The organism is Enterococcus sp. AZ149, from assembly GCF_051714285.1.
Taxonomy (GTDB): Bacteria; Bacillota; Bacilli; order Lactobacillales; family Enterococcaceae; genus Enterococcus_D; species Enterococcus_D entomosocium.
In genome coordinates this window covers 3,438,883-3,461,895 of sequence record NZ_JBIORO010000001.1, presented here as the reverse complement: position 1 = coordinate 3,461,895, position 23,013 = coordinate 3,438,883, and the positions used below count along the sequence as shown (strand labels likewise).

Annotated in this window: 16 protein-coding genes; 11 read left to right on the top strand and 5 right to left on the bottom strand. The window is 45.2% G+C overall.

Features of this window, described 5'->3' with window-relative positions; all coding sequences use genetic code 11:
* From IGI94_RS16000 to gor, 7 genes are all read left to right on the top strand, one after another.
* Positions 1 to 741, top strand: coding sequence for a Stp1/IreP family PP2C-type Ser/Thr phosphatase (locus IGI94_RS16000; protein ID WP_005230317.1), 741 nt, complete (start codon positions 1 to 3; stop codon positions 739 to 741).
* Positions 738 to 2,741, top strand: a complete 2,004-nt coding sequence (gene pknB / locus IGI94_RS15995) for a Stk1 family PASTA domain-containing Ser/Thr kinase (protein ID WP_005232981.1) — start codon at positions 738 to 740, stop codon at positions 2,739 to 2,741. The genes IGI94_RS16000 and pknB overlap by 4 nt, the downstream gene beginning before the upstream one ends.
* Positions 2,742 to 2,964: 223 nt before the next feature.
* A complete protein-coding gene (locus IGI94_RS15990) occupies positions 2,965 to 3,432 on the top strand; it encodes a CtsR family transcriptional regulator (protein WP_005230319.1) in 468 nt (155 codons plus the stop codon).
* Between the two features lie 5 nt (positions 3,433 to 3,437).
* Positions 3,438 to 5,918 carry an ATP-dependent Clp protease ATP-binding subunit gene (locus IGI94_RS15985; RefSeq protein WP_008381720.1) on the top strand — a complete coding sequence of 827 codons (2,481 nt, stop codon included), beginning with the start codon at positions 3,438 to 3,440 and terminating at the stop codon, positions 5,916 to 5,918.
* Between the two features lie 269 nt (positions 5,919 to 6,187).
* The gene (locus IGI94_RS15980) at positions 6,188 to 7,108 is read left to right on the top strand and encodes a peptidase U32 family protein (RefSeq protein WP_016612060.1); all 921 of its coding nucleotides are present in this window, start codon (positions 6,188 to 6,190) and stop codon (positions 7,106 to 7,108) included.
* Positions 7,109 to 7,121: 13 nt separating this feature from the next.
* Positions 7,122 to 8,363: a peptidase U32 family protein gene (locus IGI94_RS15975; protein ID WP_008381725.1), complete on the top strand. Its 1,242-nt coding sequence runs from the start codon at positions 7,122 to 7,124 to the stop codon at positions 8,361 to 8,363.
* A gap of 93 nt (positions 8,364 to 8,456) precedes the next feature.
* Positions 8,457 to 9,803 (top strand): glutathione-disulfide reductase, encoded by a 1,347-nt coding sequence (gene gor, locus IGI94_RS15970; RefSeq protein WP_438899959.1) that lies wholly within the window; start codon positions 8,457 to 8,459, stop codon positions 9,801 to 9,803.
* 163 nt (positions 9,804 to 9,966) lie between these two features.
* On the opposite strand, the gene IGI94_RS15965 is transcribed toward gor, so the two are convergent.
* The 4 genes from IGI94_RS15965 to IGI94_RS15950 form a co-directional block, all read right to left on the bottom strand.
* Entirely contained in the window at positions 9,967 to 10,953 is a 987-nt protein-coding gene (locus IGI94_RS15965; RefSeq protein WP_422708986.1) for a polyprenyl synthetase family protein, read from the bottom strand.
* A gap of 11 nt (positions 10,954 to 10,964) precedes the next feature.
* A complete protein-coding gene (locus IGI94_RS15960) occupies positions 10,965 to 11,525 on the bottom strand; it encodes a Gx transporter family protein (RefSeq protein WP_005232987.1) in 561 nt (186 codons plus the stop codon).
* Positions 11,526 to 11,535: 10 nt separating this feature from the next.
* Positions 11,536 to 11,943, bottom strand: coding sequence for a NusG domain II-containing protein (locus IGI94_RS15955; protein WP_422708985.1), 408 nt, complete (start codon positions 11,941 to 11,943; stop codon positions 11,536 to 11,538).
* A gap of 206 nt (positions 11,944 to 12,149) precedes the next feature.
* The gene (locus IGI94_RS15950; protein ID WP_005230327.1) at positions 12,150 to 14,090 is read right to left on the bottom strand and encodes an NAD(P)/FAD-dependent oxidoreductase; all 1,941 of its coding nucleotides are present in this window, start codon (positions 14,088 to 14,090) and stop codon (positions 12,150 to 12,152) included.
* A gap of 270 nt (positions 14,091 to 14,360) precedes the next feature.
* On the opposite strand from IGI94_RS15950, the gene pplA reads away from it, so the two are divergent.
* From pplA to menA, 3 genes are all read left to right on the top strand, one after another.
* Positions 14,361 to 15,299 (top strand): extracellular electron transfer flavoprotein PplA, encoded by a 939-nt coding sequence (pplA, locus tag IGI94_RS15945; RefSeq protein WP_422708984.1) that lies wholly within the window; start codon positions 14,361 to 14,363, stop codon positions 15,297 to 15,299.
* Between the two features lie 261 nt (positions 15,300 to 15,560).
* The gene (locus IGI94_RS15940; protein WP_074536301.1) at positions 15,561 to 16,637 is read left to right on the top strand and encodes an FAD:protein FMN transferase; all 1,077 of its coding nucleotides are present in this window, start codon (positions 15,561 to 15,563) and stop codon (positions 16,635 to 16,637) included.
* 12 nt (positions 16,638 to 16,649) lie between these two features.
* A complete protein-coding gene (gene menA, locus IGI94_RS15935) occupies positions 16,650 to 17,603 on the top strand; it encodes a 1,4-dihydroxy-2-naphthoate polyprenyltransferase (protein ID WP_008381742.1) in 954 nt (317 codons plus the stop codon).
* A 333-nt stretch (positions 17,604 to 17,936) separates the two neighbouring features.
* Here menA and IGI94_RS15930 read toward each other — a convergent pair whose 3' ends face one another.
* On the bottom strand, positions 17,937 to 18,899 hold the full coding sequence (locus IGI94_RS15930; protein WP_016612072.1) for a biotin--[acetyl-CoA-carboxylase] ligase: 963 nt from the start codon (positions 18,897 to 18,899) through the stop codon (positions 17,937 to 17,939).
* A 433-nt stretch (positions 18,900 to 19,332) separates the two neighbouring features.
* Here IGI94_RS15930 and rpoB point away from each other — a divergent pair, with 433 nt between their 5' ends.
* On the top strand, positions 19,333 to 22,950 hold the full coding sequence (gene rpoB, locus IGI94_RS15925; RefSeq protein WP_008381746.1) for a DNA-directed RNA polymerase subunit beta: 3,618 nt from the start codon (positions 19,333 to 19,335) through the stop codon (positions 22,948 to 22,950).
* The last annotated feature ends 63 nt before the right edge of the window (positions 22,951 to 23,013 follow it).

The following is a 23,013-nucleotide window of genomic DNA, read 5'->3' as shown; positions in this document are numbered from 1 at the left end:
TTGGAGATTCGTTTTCAAACAGATGTCGGCAAACGTCGCAACACAAACCAAGATTTTGCAGCAACCTATGTAAATAAAGCCAATGTGACATTGGCCTTGCTTGCCGATGGCATGGGGGGCCACCGGGCCGGAGATGTCGCTAGCCGTCAAGCAGTCAGTGAGATCGGCACCGCTTGGGAACAGACAGAGCTGACAGACAGTGAAAAAACTGCCCAATGGCTGATCCAAAAAATCCAAGCAGAAAGCCAAGTGATTTTCCAAAAAGGACAAGAACAAGAAGAACTTAGCGGCATGGGCACCACGATCATTGCTGTGGCCTTATTAGGCGACCAGTTTACGATTGCCAATGTCGGGGACAGCCGTGCCTATCTTTTACGCAATCAAGTGCTGACCCAAATCACAGAGGACCATTCACTGGTCAATGAATTGGTGAAGTCAGGACAAATCACAGCAGAAATGGCCTTGAATCATCCTCGCAAAAACGTTTTGACCCGATCGATCGGCATGCCAAGCGAAGTCGAAGTCGATGTGGCGATCCACTTTATTGCAGACGGGGATTATTTGCTGCTGTGTTCAGACGGATTGACCAACATGGTCTCAGATGAAGAGATCACAGCAACGATCCAAGAAACCCCTGTGCTGGAAGAAGCAGTGCAATCATTGATCGATCAAGCCAACGAACGCGGCGGTGTCGACAATATCACGGTATTATTGATTAAAGTTGGAGGAGAGCGCCCATGATCGAAATTGGGAAGAAGATAAACGGCCGATACAAAATCATCGGCAATATCGGCAGCGGCGGAATGGCAAATGTGTTTTTGGCGCATGACTTGATCTTAGACCGTGAAGTGGCAATCAAAGTGCTTCGTTTTGACTTCCAAAACGACCAAAGTGCGATTCGGCGCTTTCAACGAGAAGCATTGGCGGCGACTGAGCTGGTTCATCCCAACATCGTAACCGTTTATGATGTCGGCGAAGAAGACGGCATGCAGTTTTTGGTGATGGAATATGTCAAAGGGATGGATCTCAAGCGCTATATCCAAACGCACTATCCAGTACCTTATTTGCAGATCGTTGATATCATCCAACAAATCTTATCAGCGGTAGCGCTGGCCCATCAACACCGCATCATTCACCGGGACCTCAAGCCCCAGAATGTGCTGATCAATGAAGACGGCGTGGTGAAAATCACCGATTTTGGGATCGCGATCGCCCTATCAGAAACATCGATCACCCAAACTAACTCGATGCTAGGCTCGGTGCATTATCTTTCACCAGAACAAGCACGAGGCAGTATGGCGACCAATCAATCAGATATTTATGCGATTGGGATCATTCTCTATGAAATTTTAACCGGCAAAGTACCTTTTGATGGCGAATCAGCCGTAACGATCGCCTTGAAACATTTCCAAGATGAGATCCCTTCGATTCGGATCTATGACAAAAATGTTCCGCAATCGCTGGAAAACGTCGTATTGAAGGCGACCGCCAAAGAACCGGCGGATCGGTACAAAACTGCCGATGAAATGCGAGCGGATCTTGATACTGTATTGTCACCTGATCGACTCAATGAACCGAGATGGGAACCTCATGCCTTGATGGATGAAACGAGAGTGCTGACCCCTGTAGAAGCAGCCCAAGTTGAAACGCCGCCAGTGGAAGAACCCGTGGCAGAAACGGCTGCGGATCAAGCCGAAGAATCAGCGAAACCAAAAAAGAAAAAACGCAAACGCTGGCTGCTGCTGCCGGTCATTATGGTGATCGCACTGCTAGGCATAGGCAGTTACTTCCTATTCGGCGGTGGTCGGGGGGATGTAGCGATTCCTGAAGTCAACGGCCAGACAGAAGCGGCCGCCCGGGCCGAACTGGAAGCCGCTGGCTTACAAGTGGCAGACGAGGTAGAAGAAATCGAAGACGATGAAGTCGAAGCAGGCAATGTCGTCAAGACCGATCCGCCAGAAGGCAATGAAGTCAAAAAGAATTCCGTCGTGACCCTCTACATCAGTAGCGGAACCAAGAAAATCACCCTTGATGACTATGAAGGTCGCTCCTTTGATGATGTCAAAAAAGAGTTGATCGATTTGGGCTTTGATGAAGACAGAATCAAAGAAGAGCTAGAGTCGTCAGATGATGTCGATGAAGGGGATATTATCAGTCAATCACCAGCAGCAGGGCGGGAAGTTTCCCCAGCAGAAGACGAAATCACCTTTAAGGTCAGCTCCGGACCAGATAGCTTCGCAATGGACAACTATTATGGCATGACAGAGGCAGATGCACGAGCAGCATTGACTTCTCGTGGTGTCGACCGATCACAGATCGAAGTGAACTATCAATCTAGCAGTCAACCATCAGGCACGATCATCGCCCAAGCACCCGCAACAGGTGAAACGGTGGTGACTTCCCAAACGACCATCACTTTGACGGTCAGCAGTGGGCAGGAAATGGTCAATGTACCAAGAATCGTTGGGAAAAGCCAAGCCGATGCAGAAGCAGACTTGAATGAAGCGGGATTGGACTCAACTTTTGAGGAAGAGGACGGCTATAATGACTCGGTACCAGCTGGACATGTTGTCCGTGTCTCTCCAGGTGCCGGAACCTCCGTCGAAGTTGGCTCTACTGTAACGGTCACGATCTCTAGAGGACCTGAACCAGATGATTCGTCCTCATCGACGCCAAGCAGTAGTTCAGATGATTCCTCTGATTCAAGCGCTACGAGTGAAAGTAGCTCAGAAAGTGATTAGAAACTAGCTAAAACCAAATACTTTAACCAAGCAGCCTTCGGGGACCAAAGAATTCTCTTTTTGTTCCCCGTCCAGCTGCTTGTTTTTGTTTCTAAACCTTATAGTGAGGCACAGGTGTCTTTAAAATTTCCTTTAGTCCTGCCATTTGTGCAAGCGTACATCTTTCCAAGGATTCAAAAATTGGGTATAATGAAGGTCAGAATTAGTCAAGGGAGGGAATGAATTGAGTCATCACAATACTTCCGATTTGATTGAAGCATATTTGAAGAAAATTCTTGAAGATAGTGAAACCATTGAGATTCGTCGCGCGGAAATGGCAAATTTGTTCAACTGCGTGCCCTCACAAATAAACTACGTGATCAATACCCGCTTCACCGTTCAAAGAGGCTATGCGGTTGAAAGCAAACGCGGCGGGGGCGGCTATATTCGGATTGAAAAAGTCAAAATCACGGACAGCCACCACTACTTAAAAGAAATGAATCAACTATTCGATGAAACCATCTCGGAAAAAGATGCGTATGCAATAATCCAGAAACTTTATGAGGAAGGAATCCTGTCCAAGCGAGAAGGCAACTTATTATTGACCGTCATCGCGAAAGCAGTTCTAGGACGTTCTCCTTATGAAAATAGAACACGAGCTGATTTGCTCCATGCAATTCTAGAACGATTAAGTTACGAAGACAGGAAGTGAAAGAGATGGATGAATTATTCACCCAACGCGCGAAAGCCGTTTTGGCTATCGCCCAAGAAGAAGCAAAATACTTTAAGCACCAAGCGGTAGGTTCTGAACATATTCTATTGGCACTGGTCATTGAACAAAACGGGATCGCCGGCAAAACGTTACGGGAAATGAATATCACAGAAAACGATATTCGTGAAGAAATCGAACATTTAACAGGGTACGGCACCGTTCGTCAATACCCAGAAAATGCCTATCTCGCGTATTCACCACGAGCAAAACATACATTTGCTTATGCAGGGGATGAAGCCAAGCGTTTAGGGGCACCGCAGATTGGTACCGAACATCTATTATTAGGCTTATTAAGAGACGAAGACATTTTGGCTTCACGAATCATGCTGAATCTCGGCTTGAGTCTCGCGAAAATGCGTCAGCTTTTGAAGAAAAAAATGGGCTTCAATGAAAGCAAAACCAACGGAAGTGCTGGTCGTCGTCGTCCAGCCCAAGCCAAAGCGCAGCAAGGAACACCAACCTTGGATTCCTTAGCCCGTGATTTGACCAAATTAGCCCGTGAAAAACGGTTGGATCCTGTTGTCGGTCGTGCCAAAGAAGTCAAACGCCTGATCCAGATCCTTAGCCGTCGGACCAAAAACAACCCTGTTCTCGTGGGGGAACCTGGTGTTGGGAAAACCGCGATCGCCGAAGGCTTAGCCCAAAAAATCATCAATGGGGAAGTCCCAGAAGACATGCAAAACAAGCGTTTGATGATGCTGGACATGGGGGCTTTAGTTGCCGGAACGAAATACCGGGGCGAATTTGAAGACCGAATGAAAAAAATCATTGATGAGATCTATCAAGATGGTCAAATCATCTTATTCATTGATGAATTGCATACACTGATTGGGGCCGGCGGAGCAGAAGGGGCGATTGATGCCTCGAATATTCTGAAACCAGCCTTAGCCCGTGGGGAATTGCAAACCATCGGTGCCACGACACTAGATGAGTACCAAAAATACATTGAAAAAGATTCTGCATTAGAACGCCGTTTTGCCCGGGTGCAAGTTGACGAACCGACACCAGAAGAAGCGGAAGAAATTTTACGGGGCTTGCGTCCTCGTTATGAAGAACATCATGGGGTGGAAATTTCTGATGATGCGTTACACGCCGCTGTGCAACTGTCCGTGCGTTACATCAATTCGCGCCAATTACCAGATAAAGCCATCGATTTGATGGATGAATCAGCTGCCAAAGTGCGTTTAGACAAAACCGATGAAAGTTCAGAATTGGCAGATCTGCAAAACGAGATCGCCAACTTGATCGAAGAAAAAGAAGCCGCTATTCGTCAGCAAGATTTTGAAGCAGCAGCTCGTTTACGGATCAAGGAAAAGAAATTGACCCAACAGCTGACGGAAGTAGCGTTTATGGAAGTCAAAGAAGCATCAGGCTATGCCGATAGTGTTACTGCAGAAGATGTTGCCACGGTCGTTTCCCAATGGACCGGCGTACCTTTGCAGCAGATGGAGAAAAAAGAAAGCGAACGCTTGTTGGATCTTGAAAAGATCTTGCATCAACGGGTAGTTGGCCAAGAAGAAGCAGTCAAGGCAGTCGCTCGTTCGATCCGCCGCGCCCGCAGTGGGTTGAAAGATCCGAACCGTCCAATTGGTTCCTTCATGTTCTTAGGCCCGACCGGTGTCGGGAAAACCGAGCTTGCCAAAGCCTTAGCAGAAGCGATGTTTGGTAGTGAAGATGCCTTGGTTCGTGTCGATATGTCCGAATTTATGGAAAAATACAGCACGAGCCGTTTGATCGGTTCACCGCCAGGCTATGTCGGCTACGATGAAGGTGGGCAATTGACGGAAAAAATCCGTTCAAAACCATACTCCGTCATCTTATTGGACGAGGTGGAAAAAGCCCATCCCGATGTCTTCAATATCCTCTTGCAAGTGCTAGATGATGGTCATTTGACGGATGCCAAAGGTCGGAAGGTCGATTTCCGCAACACGATTTTGATCATGACCTCTAATATCGGTGCCCAACAAATCCGCGAAGAAAAAAGCGTTGGGTTTAATGTCACTGATTTAACGAAAGATCACCAAGCGATGCAAAAACGGATCTTAGAAGAGCTGAAAAAAGCCTTCCGTCCAGAGTTCTTGAACCGTGTGGATGAAACAGTGGTCTTCCAATCCTTAGGTGAAGGGGAGATCCACGAGATCGTGAAGATCATGAGCAAAGCGATCATCAAACGATTAGGCAACCAAGACATCCAATTGAAGATCACGCCATCTGCCATTGATGTGATCGGTAAAGCTGGTTTTGATCCAGAATATGGGGCACGGCCGATTCGTCGAGCATTGCAAAAAGAAGTCGAAGACCGTTTAAGTGAAGCACTCCTATCAGGACAAATTCATTTAGGTGACAAAGTGACGATCGGTGCTTCCAAAGGATCGATCACCCTCAATGTCAAAGAGGGACAAGCACGGGTCTTGCAACAAGTTTAAGTCGAGCCAATAACGGCAGTGGCGTTTCTATGGTCGAGCAATCGGCATCCATAGGAACGCCGCTTTTTTGTCTTGTTATGTCTAGTAGTGATCAAGAATTCTCCACTGATTATGATTGATGATTCACAAAAAAATATCCTTCTAAATAGCTTTATGACAACGATTGATTAATGAGAAAAGCGCTATTCGTGAAAAAAAGAGTAACGAGACCTCTTGGAAAGAATCCTGCTGTGTGATACTATGAATGAGTTGAAAAAAGGAGGAGTATTATGGTTGAGATTATCGCCACGGTGGAATCGATCGAGCAAGCACAGCAGCTGATCCCTTATGTTGATACATTGTTTTTTGGAGAAGAGACATTTGGGCTGCGCCTACCGGCCTCTTTTTCTCGTGAAGAGCAAATCAGACTGATCGACATGGCCCACGAAGCTGGAAAGAAAGTGACGATCGCGGTCAATGGCATCATGCACCCAGAAAAAATGAAGCTGATTCCAGAATACCTAGCATTTCTGAAGACCAATCAAGCCGATCAAATCGCTCTCGGAGATCCTGGGATCATTTACCGCATGAAGCAAAATCCAGAATGTGCCTTGCCATTTATCTATGCAGGGGAAACCTTAGTAACAAGCGCTCGTCAAATCAATTTTTGGGGACAAAAAGGGGCAAGGGCAGCCGTTTTAGCGCGAGAAGTTCCTTTCGAGGAAATGAAAATCATGGCCCCGCAACTAAATATTCCTGTGGAAGTATTGGTTTATGGTGCGACCTGCATTCACCAATCGAAGCGTCCGCTTTTACAAAATTATTATAACTATACCCAACAATCGGAAGAAAAGAACCACGATCGTGGGTTGTTTTTATCCGAACCGAAAAAAGAAGAAACCCACTATTCCATTTATGAAGATAGCCACGGTACGCACATTTTTGCCAATAACGACATTAATTTGATGCTGCAGCTGGCGGAATTAGCCGAAACAGGCTTTCAAACCTGGAAGTTGGACGGAATCTATACACGAGGGGCAGCCTTTGTGGCAATTGCTAAACTGTTTGCCCAAGCCAAGACCCTTGTAGAAAGTGGGGAGTGGCAAGCAGAGCAAGCTGCTGTGCTCAGTGAACAAGTTGCCCAACTTCATCCGGCAGAACGTGGGTTAGACACTGGATTTTATGCCATCGATCCTGACGATATCAAGTAAGGAGCAAGAACAAATGACCGTTAAACAAGCATTGAAACGACCAGAAGTGTTAGCACCAGCTGGTACGTTAGAAAAATTAAAAACAGCGATCCACTATGGCGCTGACGCTGTCTATATCGGCGGCAATGCCTATGGCCTACGGAGTCGCGCGGGAAACTTTACCTATGAAGAAATGGCGGAAGGGGTAGCTTTTGCCAAAGCCCACAACGCAAAAGTCTATGTAGCAGCCAACATGGTGACTCATGAGGGCAATCAAGAAGGTGCAGGGGAGTTCTTTCGGGAATTGCGAGATGTCGGTATTTCGGCAGTGATCGTTTCTGATCCCGCTTTGATCCAGATCTGCGCAACAGAAGCGCCAGGTCTACCGATCCATTTGTCCACCCAAGCCAGTGCCACGAACTATGAAACATTGGAATTTTGGCGGGAAGAAGGTCTAGAACGGGTCGTTCTTGCCCGAGAAGTGTCGATGGAGGAAGTCGCTGAGATCCGCAAAAATACTAGCGTGGAGATCGAAGCCTTTATTCATGGCGCCATGTGTATTTCGTATTCTGGCCGTTGTACTTTGTCCAATCATATGTCGATGCGAGACGCCAATCGCGGCGGCTGTTCGCAATCTTGCCGCTGGAAATATGATCTGTTTGACATGCCCTTTGCAACGGAACGAAACAGTTTGACTAAAAACGGGACAGTGGAAGAAGAGTTTTCCATGAGTGCTGTGGATATGTCGATGATCGAACATATCCCGGATTTGATTGAAAACGGCGTGGATAGTTTCAAAATCGAAGGCCGCATGAAATCGATCCACTATGTTTCAACCGTGGCGAACGTTTATAAAGCAGCCGTGGACAGTTACATGGCCGATCCAGAGAACTATGTCTGCAAACAAGAATGGATCGATGAACTGTGGAAAGTTGCGCAGCGAGAGCTTGCCTCAGGCTTTTACTACGATACCCCAAGTGAAAATGAGCAGTTGTTTGGTCCGCGTCGGAAAATTCCGCAATACAAATTTATTGGGGAAGTCATGGCGTATGATCCGGCAACAAAAACAGCTACGATTCGGCAACGGAACCACTTTTCCGTTGGCGATGAAATCGAATTTTACGGTCCCGGATTCCATCACTTTCACCAAACCGTCGAAGTCATGTATAATGAAGACGGTGAATCCATCGATCGTGCACCAAATCCTATGATGCTGTTGACGATGCCGGTCAAAGAACCGGTGGAAGTCGGAGACATGATTCGGAAGAAAAAATAAGGTCGAGAGTTTCTCTCGGCTTTTTTTGTTGAATCAATCCAGCCAAAAAGGATCGATGAGAACATAGACAATCTTAAGGAGGAAACAACAAATATGGAAACATACGACTACATAGTAATTGGTGGCGGCAGCGGCGGAATCGCCTCAGCCAATCGGGCAGGGATGCACGGCGCCAAAGTATTATTGATCGAAGGCAATGAATTAGGCGGCACCTGTGTCAATGTCGGTTGTGTACCGAAAAAAGTCATGTGGCAAGCTAGTGAGATGTTAGAAATGATCAAACGGGACGTAACTAGCTACGGCATTTATCCACATGTGGATAAATTTAATTTTACTGAGCTTGTGGACAACCGTGAAAAATACATTGATTTTTTACACACAGCCTATCAAAAAGGCTTAGACAGTAACAATGTAGAAGTTATCCACGGTTATGCACAGTTTGTGGATAACCACACGGTTGCCGTCAATGGGGAAAACTACCATGCAGCAAACATTTTGATTGCCACCGGTGGAAAACCTAGCGCGATGAATATTCCCGGCGGTGAGTACGCCATTGACTCGAATGGTTTTTTTGCGTTGCGAGAAGCACCAAAGCGTATGGTCGTCTTAGGGGCAGGCTACATCGCAGCCGAAATCAGCGGTGTCAGCCAACAGCTGGGCAGCCAAGTGGCTTGGGCGTACCGCAAAGAGCGGCCATTACGAACCTTTGACAAGATGCTTGCGGATAATCTCGTGGAGATGTACCAAGAATCAGGAATCGAAACTTATGCAGGCTACGTTGCCTCTCGTATCATTAAAGAAGGTGACGAGTATCTCGTTCACTTTGAAAATGGCGAAACCTTGACCGGCGATTGCGTCCTTTTTGCTGGTGGTCGCGTGCCGAATACGGATAAGTTAGGTCTGGAAAACACCGATGTCCAATTGGATGAAAAAGGGTTTATCATTGTGGACAAATATCAAAATACCACAGCTGACTCGATTTTTGCGGTGGGCGATGTCATCGGAAAATTGGATTTAACCCCGGTTGCGATCGCCGCCGGTCGTCACTTGTCTGAACGCTTGTTCAACGGTCAAAGCGATGCGTACTTGGATTATAACTTAGTACCGACGGTCATCTTTACTCATCCACCGATTGCCACGATTGGTTTATCCGAAGAAGCAGCCTTGGCAAAATACGGCCAAGAGCAGATAAAGGTGTATCGCTCGCGCTTTACACCGATGTACTTTGCTTTAAATGAGTATCGCCAAAAATGTGAGATGAAATTGGTGTGCTTAGGAAAAGAAGAAAAAATCATCGGTCTGCACGGCATCGGGATCGGTGTCGATGAAATGCTGCAAGGCTTCGCTGTAGCCATCAAAATGGGTGCTACAAAAGCAGACTTTGATCAAACCGTTGCCATTCATCCGACGGGGTCAGAAGAATTTGTGACGATGCGTTAAAAGAAAAAAAACCTCAACTGACAGATGAGTTGTCCGTTGAGGCTTTTTTTGCGTATAAAATTCTAGCTATCAACTAAAAAGCCCCCAAAGGTAGATCAAAAATCGAACCTTGGGGACTTATTTCAGTATGATTCCAGCTGCTAGGCATTTGCTAGATCCTTGATCAGTTCTGACGCCCTAGGATCTGAGCAGTGATCTGGTAAAGATATGTTTTGGTTTCATCTTTGGTCTCAGGTAATTTCTGGATCGCCTGCAAAGCTTTTTTCGTATAGTCGGCTGCGAGTTTCTTGGCTTCCTCGATCCCAGCACTTTCTTGGACGATCCGATAGACTTCGTGGGTGTCGGTGTCCGTCATGGCGTCTTGTTTTTCCAGCAATGGGAGCAGCTGTTGGCGGTCACTTTTCAATGCCATCAACAGCGGCAGGGAATAGACGCCTTGCCGAACATCTTCCAATACTGGTTTTCCTAAAGCAGCCGCATCTTGGCTGTAATCTAAGACGTCATCCATGATTTGAAAGGCAAGGCCAATGGCTTCACCGATCTCACGGGCTTGATTGGCAAAGCGCAAGGAGGTGCCGCTTTCGTAAGCCCCGATGAAGCAGCTTAAAGCAAACAACTCAGCGGTTTTGCCGCGAATGTTTTCTAAGTAATCCTCGACAGTGACGGACAAATCGTATCGTTTGCTCATTTGTCCTAATTCGCCGGCCAGGATTTTTTCCATACTACGGGAATTCATCTGCAAGCTTTTCATGGAGCTGGCATAATCCGACATCAATTTAAAGCAGCAGACAAAGAGGTAATCACCAGCATAGACAGCGACATCGTTGCCAAATTCGGAACGAATGGTCGGCAGCTTGCGGCGGGTGTCCGCATGATCGACGATATCGTCGTGGATCAACGAGGCAGTGTGGAGCATTTCGATCGAGGCCGCCAATGCGACGGCTTTTTCGCGATCTTTGTCGCTGCCATAAGCAGAAAAGAGCAGCTGATAAGCAGGACGCAGCAGTTTCCCACCTGAATGGATCATGGACAGGATCGCTTGTTCGACCTCTTTGTTTTTTAGTTTTAATGATTTTTCCATCAATTGCAAGGAGGCAGATAAGTCAGCTTGCAGTGCTGGATACTCTTGCCACATGGAATGAAGTTTCATAATTAACTCCTTTATTCTGAATCCGAGCGCCATTTGACTTTGGTCTGGCGTTCATAATCAATTTGAAAACGGCGCAGTGTTTCAACACGACGCAGCAAGTAGTTGGCGGCGATCCCGATAGCGATCCCGGACAAGATCCCAAAGAAAGACAGGACCGGCAAGTAGAGCATCACGCTCCAGGATTGAGCGATCCATGAGGCGGTGATCAACTGTCCGACGTTGTGCAAGAAACCGCCAGCCGCACTAATGCCGATGATACTGACACGCTTAGGCCCCAACTGTTTCACCAAAGACATCCCAAAGTAGCTCAGTAAGGAACCACTCATACTATATAAGAAGGTCGAAACCGTTCCTCCTAGTAACGTCGTTAAAATCAGTCTTAGCCAAATCAAGAGAAAACTGTCTTTTTTCGGCATGGTGAACAAAGCAATAATGGTAATTAAATTTGCCAAACCTAGTTTCGCACCAGGCGCAAAGGCAAATGGATAAGGGATCATATTTTCAACTAAACCAATCACGACCCCTTGGGCGACCAGCAGTGAGATGAAAATTATTCGTTGTAATCGACTCATAAGCAAACGATCAATAGATTAGATCGTCGGTCTCACTCCCATCTGCGGCTTGGATTTCGATCACCAATTTATGAGGTAGACAGACAATGGTTTCCCCATTTTTACTGGCCCAGCCACGGCGCACACAAATCTGGTCGCCGCAATCAGCTTCCTTGATTCGGATCCGATCGCCTTCGATCTCCAGTAAATTGGTATCCCCGTCTTCATCTTCATAAAGATAGGTGTACGTTTTTTGACCTTCAATTAAGTCAAAACGTTTGATTTCTGTCCCATCGACCCGCAAGACGGCTTCTTTCTCAGCCGTTTGCGTCTGGCCAAAAATAAAAATCGGTAAAAAAGAGCTGAGGATCAAAACAAGTATGATGACGCCATCCCATGGTTTTAAATGGGCATCGCGGATAAATTCTTTTAGTTTCATCAAAAAAGACTCCTGTTCTTTCATGTGATGTGTCTCATTCTAGCATAAGAAGACAAGATTCTACTAGCTGAATCCTCAATAATCCACCGATTTCTGTGCAAGGACGATCAAGAAAAAGTTCTGTACTTGGAAAGAGACCAAGACACTGATTGAAAATCAGAATGTCTTAGTCTCATGAAGTCGTACAGGTATTCTATTTTGCTGGCTTATTTATTGCCATATAAGGAGCGAGGGGTACCGTACCACCATTTTCCAAGGGTACGTTGCAACCATGGGATTACCCAACGATCTAAACCGACTGCGCGTCCTGAACCGTTCATCAAGGCAAACGCAACTGGAATGAACCAGATGTTTACCCAGTAGAACATACCAGACATACAGAAAGTCAACACTAAAACGATGGTCGTTGCGTTCACTAACCAAGTGAAGAGACCAGCCATCAATGCAAGAGCTAAAGCAATTTCAAAGAAGACCATGAATTTTTGGAAGAACATTGCAACGTCGTTGTTTGGCATAATAAATTGCATAACTTTTGTGAACCAGTCAGGTGATTTTTCGATCACGATCATTGGTTGTTCACCGTAAGCATAGCTCAAACCAAAGTGTGCGGCTTGTGTCGCTGCATCGGCTGCTTCACCGGCGCCACTAGCGGCACTTGCTGCATCGGCTGCTTCACTAGCACCACTTGCTGCATCAGCGACTGTTTGATATTCCCAAGTCCAAGGGAATACGCTGTTGCCTTGGAACCAAGAACCTTCACCGAACCAAGTACCAGGTTTGAAGACTTCCCCATTCGTACCTAAAATTTTCTTGAAGGCTTCAACGAACCAGACAAGACCATAGAAAATACGAAGCGGAACACTCCACAAGACGTTACCGTAACGAGACGTGTGACCACGAGCGACTGTCCGGTCATCTTTGATGTGGAAGATTTCATGCATCAAGTATTGGAACATGTAGTAACCAGAACGAATATCAAAGAAGTATTTCAAGTTAACGATGTGTTTCATAATGATCGCTAAGAAACCGCTCAGGTGAATCTTATTGAATAAGTTCGCCACGCCCCATTTGGCACCGATCGAAACCATAAATCCTTGGTAGTTTCCTTTGAATTTATGTTTTTCGCCGCCTTTGATGGCTGAAACGATGTTCGTTGCTGCAGTGTGACCTGTTTGTTCAGCTGCTTGCACGATTTGTGGTGTTGGTGTATTCGGGAATTCTTCGAAGTAAACCAAGTCACCAATAATATAGATGTTTTTGTCTTCGTAGCCTTTTGCTTCCATGTACTCATTGGCAACTAGACGGAAACCACGGGCTGTTTCTAAACCGAAATCAGCAGCATCGCTAGTTCCTTTGACACCGGCAGTCCAGATCAATGTGTGGGTTGGGATCGTTGAACCATCTTTTAGTTTGATGTGGTCAGGTGCCACTTCAACGATTGGTGCATTCAAGACAAGATCAACATTGTTTTTCTTCAAGTAGCGTTCTGCTTTGGCTGCATCGTTACGATCAAGCATGTTCAAGATCGTTGGCATTGCTTCAACGACTTTCAAGCTGATTTCACTTGGGTCCAATTTATAATCGGAAGCTAAACGATCTTTCCAATCGATCAGTTCACCGATCATTTCGATCCCAGTAAACCCAGAACCACAAACGACAAAGGTCAACATTGCTTTGCGTAATGCTGCATCTGGTTCGATCGCTGCTTTTGCGACAGTTTTTTCAATGTGTTCGCGAATGCGGACAGCATCGTCAAATGACCATAAAGTAAAGCCATTTTCTTTAACACCAGGTGTACCGAAGTCATTCGGTTCGCCACCCATCCCTAAAATCAAGTAGTCAAATGAATAGCTACCTAATTTTGTTTGGACGGTTTTATTTTCTTTATCGATCCCAGTTACTGTATCGGTTACTAAACGAACATTTTTCTTGCGTGAGAACAAGCGCTGCAAGTCATATTGAATTGCGGTAGGTTCTACACGTCCTCCAGCGACTTCATGCAGTTCAGTCATCATCGTATGATAAGAGTGACGGTCGATCAATGTTATCTCAACATCATTGTCTTTTTTCAATTTCTTTGCCATGTACTTCGTAGCAGAAACGCCTGCATAACCGGCACCGACAACGACAATGTTTTTCTTTGCCATTGCAAATCTCTCCTTAATAAAAATAATCTATGATAATAATTACACAATCGTTCCTATTATATAGACAAATGGTTCATTTGTCTAACGATTCTGATGAAAAAAACGCATATTTCCTGAAATTCGTGAAAACTTGCGAAAATCAAAAAATAAGTCCTTTTTCCGTAAAAAAGCGGAAAGGAAGCGGTTGACATATCGTAAATTTACTTTACAATGTTAGATGTATCACAAACTTTTTTGTGGGGAAAATAAACAAGTAAAAGGTGGATAATTATGAAAGCAAAGAAATTGATTGTAGGTATGGCGGTATTTTCATTCTCAGCAATGTTGTTAGGGGGTTGCGGAGCAGATGACAATAACACAGCTTCTTCGTCAACTAGTGAAAGTACATCACAAACTTCTGCAAGCGATTCAGCATCAACAGAAAGCACGGAAGCAACCGTTGTTGCGGGCGAGCCAATGCAAGATGGGACGTATCGTTTAGAAGAAAAGAACTATAAAAACGACTACCGTGTCACATTTGAGATCACAGTCAAAGACGGCAAAATCGTTGAATCAAAATATGACAACGTGAATGCTGATGGCGAATCAAAAACAGAAAACACTGAATACAATGAAACGATGAAAGAAAAAGCAGGCATCAGCCCAGAAGAATTTATTCCTAAATTCAATGAAGAATTAGTTGCCGCACAAAGCCCTTCTTCAATCGAAGTAGTTTCTGGCGCGACTCATTCCTTTGATTCCTTCCAAAACTATGCACAACAATTGATCCAAGCGGCGCAAGCAGGCAACACGGATACCATTGAAATCGACAACGGTGCAGACTTGCAAGACGGAACCTATACATTAGAAGAAAAGAACTACTCAAACGGTTACCGCGTGGTCTTCTCAATGACTGTGGCTGACGGCAAAATCGCTGAATCAAACTACGACTACCTAAACGAAGCCGGCGAGTCGAAAAAAGATGATGCATCATACAACGAAAACATGGAAGCTAAATCTGGTACAAGTCCAGAAGAATTCATTCCAAACTTCAATGAAGCTTTTGTTTCTGCAGTCAATGCTGAAGATGGTTCTGTTGCTGATATGGACGTTGTTTCTGGTGCAACCCACAGCTTCCACAGCTTTGTTATCTATGCACAACAATTGTTGAATGCAGCTGAAAAAGGTGACCAAACAACCATTGAAGTCGATAACTTCGTTACTGAATAATCACAACTTCTTTCCATTAAGAGGACAGCATTCGCTTTGAGTGCTGTCTTTTTTTCGTGGGCAGCCATGAGAGGGGAAAAGTTCGTGCAAAAAAAAGCAATCTGGTGAGTACTTTTTTTAAAAAGAAATGGGTTCTTTAATGATGGAAAGCATCGATTAAGGATTCCTAAAATACCTTGAGAAATCACGGAATGCCCCTTTTCATTCTGCTAAAAAAAGGCTATTATATGAAGGTTGAAGACAATAGAAAAGAGGAAAATCATGAAAAAGAAAGTAACGTTTTTTCTGATGTTTGTTTTTTTAGGCACAATGTTGGCAGCTTGTGGCAGTGATCAGGAAGCAACGACGCTGCGAGAAGAACCATATTTTCAAGAAGAATTTTTATTAGGCACTTATACTCGGATTCGCATTTATGATGAAGGCAAAGAGGACGCCATGAAGCCGGCCTTTGACCGCATCAGAGAGTTAGGCGATAAAATCACCATCAACCAAGCAGGGTCAGAGATCGATGAGATCAATGCGCAAGCTGGCATCAAGCCGGTAAAGGTTTCGGATGACATCTATTATTTGTTAAAAGAAGCTTACGATTACAGTGTGAAATCAGAAGGCGGCTTTAATATGGCCATCGGTGCCATCACTCAATTATGGCGAATCGGCTTTGATGATGCCCGCAAGCCAGAGCAATCTGAGATCGATGAAGCATTGAAACATATCAATTATGAACAAGTCGAGTTTAACGATGAAGATCAAACCGTTTATTTAAAAGACAAGGACATGATCCTTGACCTTGGGGCGATCGCTAAAGGCTATATCACGGACGAAGTCGTCAAAGTGTTGAAGGACAATGGCGTGACTTCCGCGATCGTCGATTTGGGCGGGAATGTCTATGTGTTAGGTCATAGTAACCGCGGCACAGATGAGCCATGGAATGTCGGAATCCAAGACCCGAACAAATCTCGCGGCTCGATTATCGGTAGTATCAAAGAAACCAATAAAACAGTGGTTACTTCAGGAATCTACGAACGCTACTTAGAAGTAGACGGCAAAACGTATCACCATATTTTTGATTCTGAGACTGGCTATCCTTACGATAGCGATGTAGCAAGTGTGACTGTGATCACCGACAAATCCATCGATGGTGACGGGTTGACTACGGTGGCGTTTGATAAAGGGGTCAAAGAAGGCTTGGCTTATATCGAACAGCATACCGAAAAGGGGACCGATGCGATCTTTATCACAAAAGAAGATAAAGTGTACGTTACAGACGGCATCAAAGATACCTTTGAGCTTTCAGAGGAATCAGGCTACACGATGGGTGATCGTGCTGATTTAGAATAGGAGGAGTGAAAGATGTCTCTTTCAGTGTTTTTAGAAGTAGTGGAGATCCGTACCAAAGTGGCCAGTGTCTTCCCCTTCATTATGGGTGTGTTGTTCTCGTTGGTGTATTTTCATGAATTTCATCCTTTGAATACCGCAATCTTTTTTCTGGGGATGCTGCTGTTTGATTTGACGACGACGTCCATCAACAATTATATGGATTTCAAAAAAGCCAAATCAGAAACCTACAAATACCAGCACAATGTGATCGGGCGAGAAAACATCTCAGAAGCTACTGTTCGCAATCTGATTTTTGCGATGTTGGCAGGAACCTTGTTAATTGGTCTTTACTTGTCGTTTGTCACTGGCTGGTTGCTGCTAGTGATGGGGTTGGTCGTTTGCTTTATCGGAGTCTTTTATACCTTTGGCCCCATTCCGTTATCGCGGATGCCTTTAGGCGAGGTGTTCAGCGGCGTAACGATGGGATTAGGGATTTTTGCCATCACGATCTATATCAATACTATTGATCAAAAAGTGTTTTATCTGGCACTGGATTTTGCGAACGGGACCTTTGGCTTAGTGGGGAACCTCTGGGCCGTTTGTGCGATTGTGTTGGCATCCTTGCCATTGATTTTCACGATTGCTGACATCATGTTAGCCAATAACTTACGGGATCTGGAAGCCGATATCGAAAATCACCGCTACACACTGGTGTACTACATCGGTCGCGAAGCAGGTATCCGTCTGTTTCAAGGAATGATGCTAGCTTCCTACGCCGCTATTTTATTGGGCCTCTTGTTTGGTCTCTTCCAATGGCCGATTTTGCTCGTGTTTCTGACACTGCCGAAAATCCACCAAAATTTGAAAGAGCATCAAGCCAGCCTGCCCCACCCACGTAGTTTCGGCTATTCGATTAAGAACATGATTCTATTCAACAGCAGCTATGCTTTGGGCTTGCTTTTCTGTCTGTTGTGGCAATTGCTTTAAAAAAAAGATCGACCCGCTCTTGAAAGAGCAGGTCGATCTTTTTTTGAGAACCAAAATAACGTAAAAAACTTCAGAAATCATTTGATAAAATAACGATCATAATGCTTATTATGAAAAGATTAGGCTTGCTTTCTCTGCGATCCTGATCGCAACAGTAAAGTTTTGGTGACAGTGGCTAAACCCGAAAGAAAGGGGACCTGCCTAGGTTGCTTTTTGCTTAAACCCTCGGAATAAGCAGGTCAGCTTATGGAGGCATTTGTGCTCGCGATTGCTTTGAGTAATTGCCTACGAAAGCAGCGAATCAGCAAGCTGGTTTGCGGTTTTTTCGCAGCATCAATACCGTTCCAAACTGATTTCTCCAGAAGAAAGCACCTTGCGCTCCGTCGCTGTTTCCACCACTAATTCACCGGTGTTGGTAATGTCTTTGGCGATCCCTTCATAGGTCACACCTTGTTGCGTAAATTGAACGGTGCGGCCCAAAACGAAGGATTTCTGCCGATAGCGGGCCATATAATTCATGTCAGGCAGTTGCGCTAACAATTGGAAGAACCGACGCCAAATTTCTTGGATCAACGCGACCCGAGAAAAGGTTGGATACTCTTCACCAGGAAAGAGTGAGGTCGCTTTTTCCCGAATCTCTGCTGGAAACTGCTGTTGCGGAATTGAAAAACTGATGCCGATACCGATCACAACCGAAGTAATACGGCCTGTCTCAAAGTCACTGGTTGCTTCAGACAAAATACCGCAGATTTTTTTTCCATCTAAGTACAGATCGTTGACCCACTTAATGGCCGTTTCCTTCATTAGAAGGGCATCGATGGCTTCGGCAACTGCTACCGCCGCCAGAACGGTATATTGCGGCAATTCTTGAAACGCTTGGTTTGGTTTTAAAAGCAAGCTCATATAGATCCCTTGTTTTTTCGGTGAGAAAAACGGTCGTTCGAAGCGGCCATGACCGCCTGTTTGCGTTTCGGTCAAAAAAAGGGCGGGGGTTGCCAGTCCACTATCCAAAGCGGCAATCTTGGCTTCTTTCATGGTGGATTCAACAGCTTCCTTGATTTGAATCGTGGGAATCATCGGCAAGGCTGCCGCAAGTGCTGTTTGATCGTAGCGATCATCCGAGACAAAGCGATAGCCGTTGGCCAAGTGTTCGAAATGATAGCCTTCTTTCTCGAGTTCTTTAATGGCTTTCCAGACTGCGGTACGAGAGATCGACAAAGCTTGGGCCAGTTTCTCTCCAGATAGCACAGTATCTTCTTTTTGTAATAAGGTCAGTATTTTTTCTTTTGTCGTCATAAGGATATCCTTCCTAATGTTTCACGTGTAACGTTTTCGTTAGCATAGCAAGAAATCGGCAAAAAGCAAAGTAGTTTCTTACGAAAAACCGTCCACACCAGCCTTGTTTTTTTCTTTAGAAAATCTTAGGAAATGGGTGCGCCAGAAAAGCATTGTAACTTCCAATGAAAGCTTGACAGAGAAGTGCTTCATCTGTATAATAAGGAGTTGCAAAAACTATCTGAACGAAAAAAGCAGAAACGAAATATTGTCCGTTTCGGCTTAGGAATAAAGAAACAAAAGTAGAAAATGCCCAATGCATCCGTTCTATTTTTGGTTTTTTTTTGCCTAAAAGCCGCAAAAAATGCTTTCTGTAACCTATATTTAATATTTGTTACAGTTTTGTAAATAATCGGATAGCCTTTTTGAAAGACTTTATGAAGAGGTGAAGAGCTTGGCTGGACACGTAGTAAAATACGGAAAGCATCGCGAACGTAGAAGTTTCGCACGGATCAGTGAAGTATTAGAATTACCGAATTTGATTGAAATTCAAACCGACTCTTACCAATGGTTCCTAGATGAGGGCCTCAGAGAAATGTTTGAAGATATTTTGCCAATCGAAGGATTCAACGGTAACTTGTCCCTAGAATTTGTGGATTATGAATTGAAAGAACCAAAGTATACAGTAGAAGAAGCCCGTGCCCATGATGCAAACTATTCGGCACCATTACATGTTACTTTGCGTTTGACGAACCGTGAAACCGGGGAAATCAAATCCCAAGAAGTATTCTTTGGTGATTTCCCATTAATGACTGAACAAGGAACCTTTATCATCAACGGGGCAGAACGGGTTATCGTTTCTCAGTTGGTCCGCTCTCCAGGTGTATATTTCCATGGCAAAGTCGATAAAAACGGCAAAGAAGGCTTTGGTTCAACTGTTATCCCTAACCGCGGTGCGTGGCTAGAAATGGAAACTGATGCCAAAGATATCTCTTACGTACGGATTGACCGTACCCGTAAAATTCCTTTGACGGTCTTAGTCCGTGCCCTAGGGTTTGGTTCTGATGACACGATCTTTGAAATTTTCGGCGACAGTGAATCATTGCGTAACACGATCGAAAAAGACTTGCATAAAAACGCAAGCGATTCTCGTACCGAAGAAGGATTGAAAGATGTTTACGAACGTCTTCGTCCAGGCGAGCCAAAAACAGCAGACAGCTCACGCAGCTTGCTGAACGCACGTTTCTTCGATCCAAAACGTTACGACTTAGCAAATGTTGGTCGCTACAAAGTAAACAAAAAATTAGACTTGAAAACACGTCTATTGAACTTGACCTTAGCAGAAACCTTGGTTGACCCTGAAACAGGCGAGATCATTGTTGAAAAAGGCACTGTTTTGACTCACCAAGTCATGGAAACACTAGGCGCATTTATCGATAATGGCCTAAACAGTGTAACGTACTATCCATCAGAAGATGGGGTCGTTACCGAACCAATGACGGTCCAAGTCATCAAAGTCTTTTCACCAAAAGATCCAGAACAAGAAGTCAACGTGATCGGTAATGGCTATCCAGATACTGCCACACGTACCGTTCGTCCAGCAGACATCATTGCTTCAATGAGCTACTTCTTCAACTTGATGGAAGGCATCGGCAATGTCGATGATATCGACCACTTAGGAAATCGTCGGATTCGTTCTGTTGGTGAATTATTGCAAAACCAATTCCGGATCGGGCTTGCTCGGATGGAACGTGTCGTTCGTGAACGGATGTCGATCCAAGACACCGAAACCTTGACACCGCAACAATTGATCAATATTCGTCCAGTTGTCGCAAGTATCAAAGAATTCTTTGGTTCTTCTCAGTTGTCACAGTTCATGGACCAAACAAACCCACTGGGTGAGTTGACCCATAAACGTCGTCTATCTGCCTTAGGACCTGGTGGTTTGACCCGTGACCGTGCCGGCTATGAAGTCCGAGACGTTCACTATTCCCACTATGGCCGTATGTGTCCGATCGAAACGCCTGAGGGACCAAACATCGGGTTGATCAACAGCTTGGCCTCTTATGCCAAAGTCAACAAGTATGGCTTCATTGAAACACCATACCGTCGAGTTGACCGCGAAACAGGCCGTGTTACAGACAAAATCGATTACTTGACTGCCGATACCGAAGACCACTACGTTGTGGCCCAAGCAAACAGCTTGTTAAATGAAGACGGCTCTTTCGTAAACGACGTTGTTATGGCGCGTGCTACTTCTGAAAACTTGGAAGTATCGATCGATAAAGTCGACTACATGGACGTATCACCAAAACAAGTAGTCGCAGTCGCAACCGCATGTATTCCTTTCTTGGAAAACGATGACTCCAACCGTGCCTTGATGGGTGCCAACATGCAGCGGCAAGCTGTACCATTGATCAATCCGAAAGCACCTTGGGTTGGTACTGGTATGGAATACAAATCAGCACATGACTCAGGAGCTGCTTTGTTATGTAAACATGATGGAATCGTAGAATACGTGGATGCAGCCGAAGTGCGCGTTCGTCGTGACAATGGCGCATTAGACGTTTATTCTGTTACCAAATTCCGTCGTTCAAACTCAGGAACCAGCTACAACCAACGTCCATTAGTGGCACTTGGTGAAAAAGTGGAAAAAGGCGACATCTTAGCAGATGGCCCATCTATGGAACAAGGTGAAATGGCATTAGGACAAAACGTCTTAGTCGCATTCATGACTTGGGAAGGGTACAACTATGAAGATGCCATCATCATGAGCCGTCGTTTGGTAAAAGATGATGTTTACACTTCTGTCCATATTGAAGAATATGAATCAGAAGCCCGCGACACAAAATTAGGACCTGAAGAAATCACTCGCGAAATCCCGAACGTTGGGGAAGACGCGTTGAAAGACCTAGACGAAATGGGCATTATCCGCATTGGTGCGGAAGTCAAAGATGGCGATCTGCTTGTTGGGAAAGTCACTCCAAAAGGGGTAACGGAACTTTCAGCAGAAGAGCGTTTGTTGCACGCAATCTTTGGTGAAAAAGCCCGCGAAGTGCGTGACACTTCTTTACGCGTGCCTCACGGCGGCGGCGGAATCGTCCACGATGTCAAAATCTTTACCCGCGAAGCTGGCGATGAATTGTCACCAGGTGTGAACATGCTGGTTCGCGTTTATATCGTTCAAAAACGGAAAATCCATGAAGGGGATAAAATGGCCGGGCGTCACGGAAACAAAGGGGTCGTTTCTCGCATTATGCCAGAAGAAGACATGCCTTTCTTACCAGATGGCACACCAGTCGATATCATGCTGAACCCATTAGGGGTACCTTCTCGGATGAACATTGGACAAGTATTAGAGTTACATTTAGGAATGGCTGCGCGTCAATTAGGCATTCACGTGGCAACACCAGTCTTTGATGGTGCCAGCGATGAAGATGTTTGGGCAACGGTTGCTGAAGCAGGGATGGCCAGCGATGCTAAAACAGTGCTTTACGACGGACGTACCGGCGAACCATTTGATGGCCGCATCTCCGTTGGTGTCATGTACATGATCAAATTGGCCCACATGGTCGATGATAAATTGCATGCCCGTTCCATTGGACCTTACTCATTGGTTACGCAACAACCATTGGGAGGAAAAGCCCAATTTGGTGGACAACGTTTCGGAGAGATGGAAGTTTGGGCACTGGAAGCATACGGTGCTGCTTACACCTTACAAGAAATCTTGACCTACAAATCAGATGACGTGGTTGGTCGTGTGAAAACATACGAAGCGATCGTCAAAGGGGAACCAATTCCAAAACCAGGTGTACCAGAATCATTCCGCGTATTAGTAAAAGAATTGCAATCACTGGGTCTAGACATGCGTGTCCTAGATATCGATGATGCAGAGATCGAACTGCGTGATATGGATGATGACGATGATGATTTGATCACCGTTGATGCCTTAACAAAATTTGCGGAGCAACAAACAGCCCGTGAATTAGAACAAAAAGCACAAACAGAAGCTAAAAATGCCGCCGACGCGTTGAACCAACAAATCGAGACAGCAGAAGATCGCTTGCAATAATAGACGGCCCTCGCTATTTCCGCCACTAGCGGAAATAGCCCCCGTTCTATCGGATATGTCCAT

Bases quoted from the DNA above. Each gene is read 5' to 3' on its own strand.
- IGI94_RS15930 (WP_016612072.1), bottom strand. From the start codon at position 18,899: ATGACGACAAAAGAAAAAATACTGACCTTATTACAAAAAGAAGATACT.
- IGI94_RS15975 (WP_008381725.1), top strand. From the start codon at position 7,122: ATGACCGTTAAACAAGCATTGAAACGACCAGAAGTGTTAGCACCAGCT.
- IGI94_RS15960 (WP_005232987.1), bottom strand. From the start codon at position 11,525: ATGAGTCGATTACAACGAATAATTTTCATCTCACTGCTGGTCGCCCAA.
- gor (WP_438899959.1), top strand. From the start codon at position 8,457: ATGGAAACATACGACTACATAGTAATTGGTGGCGGCAGCGGCGGAATC.
- IGI94_RS15985 (WP_008381720.1), top strand. From the start codon at position 3,438: ATGGATGAATTATTCACCCAACGCGCGAAAGCCGTTTTGGCTATCGCC.
- IGI94_RS15950 (WP_005230327.1), bottom strand. From the start codon at position 14,090: ATGGCAAAGAAAAACATTGTCGTTGTCGGTGCCGGTTATGCAGGCGTT.
- IGI94_RS15980 (WP_016612060.1), top strand. From the start codon at position 6,188: ATGGTTGAGATTATCGCCACGGTGGAATCGATCGAGCAAGCACAGCAG.
- pplA (WP_422708984.1), top strand. From the start codon at position 14,361: ATGAAAGCAAAGAAATTGATTGTAGGTATGGCGGTATTTTCATTCTCA.
- IGI94_RS15965 (WP_422708986.1), bottom strand. From the start codon at position 10,953: ATGAAACTTCATTCCATGTGGCAAGAGTATCCAGCACTGCAAGCTGAC.
- IGI94_RS15940 (WP_074536301.1), top strand. From the start codon at position 15,561: ATGAAAAAGAAAGTAACGTTTTTTCTGATGTTTGTTTTTTTAGGCACA.
- pknB (WP_005232981.1), top strand. From the start codon at position 738: ATGATCGAAATTGGGAAGAAGATAAACGGCCGATACAAAATCATCGGC.
- IGI94_RS15955 (WP_422708985.1), bottom strand. From the start codon at position 11,943: ATGAAACTAAAAGAATTTATCCGCGATGCCCATTTAAAACCATGGGAT.
- menA (WP_008381742.1), top strand. From the start codon at position 16,650: ATGTCTCTTTCAGTGTTTTTAGAAGTAGTGGAGATCCGTACCAAAGTG.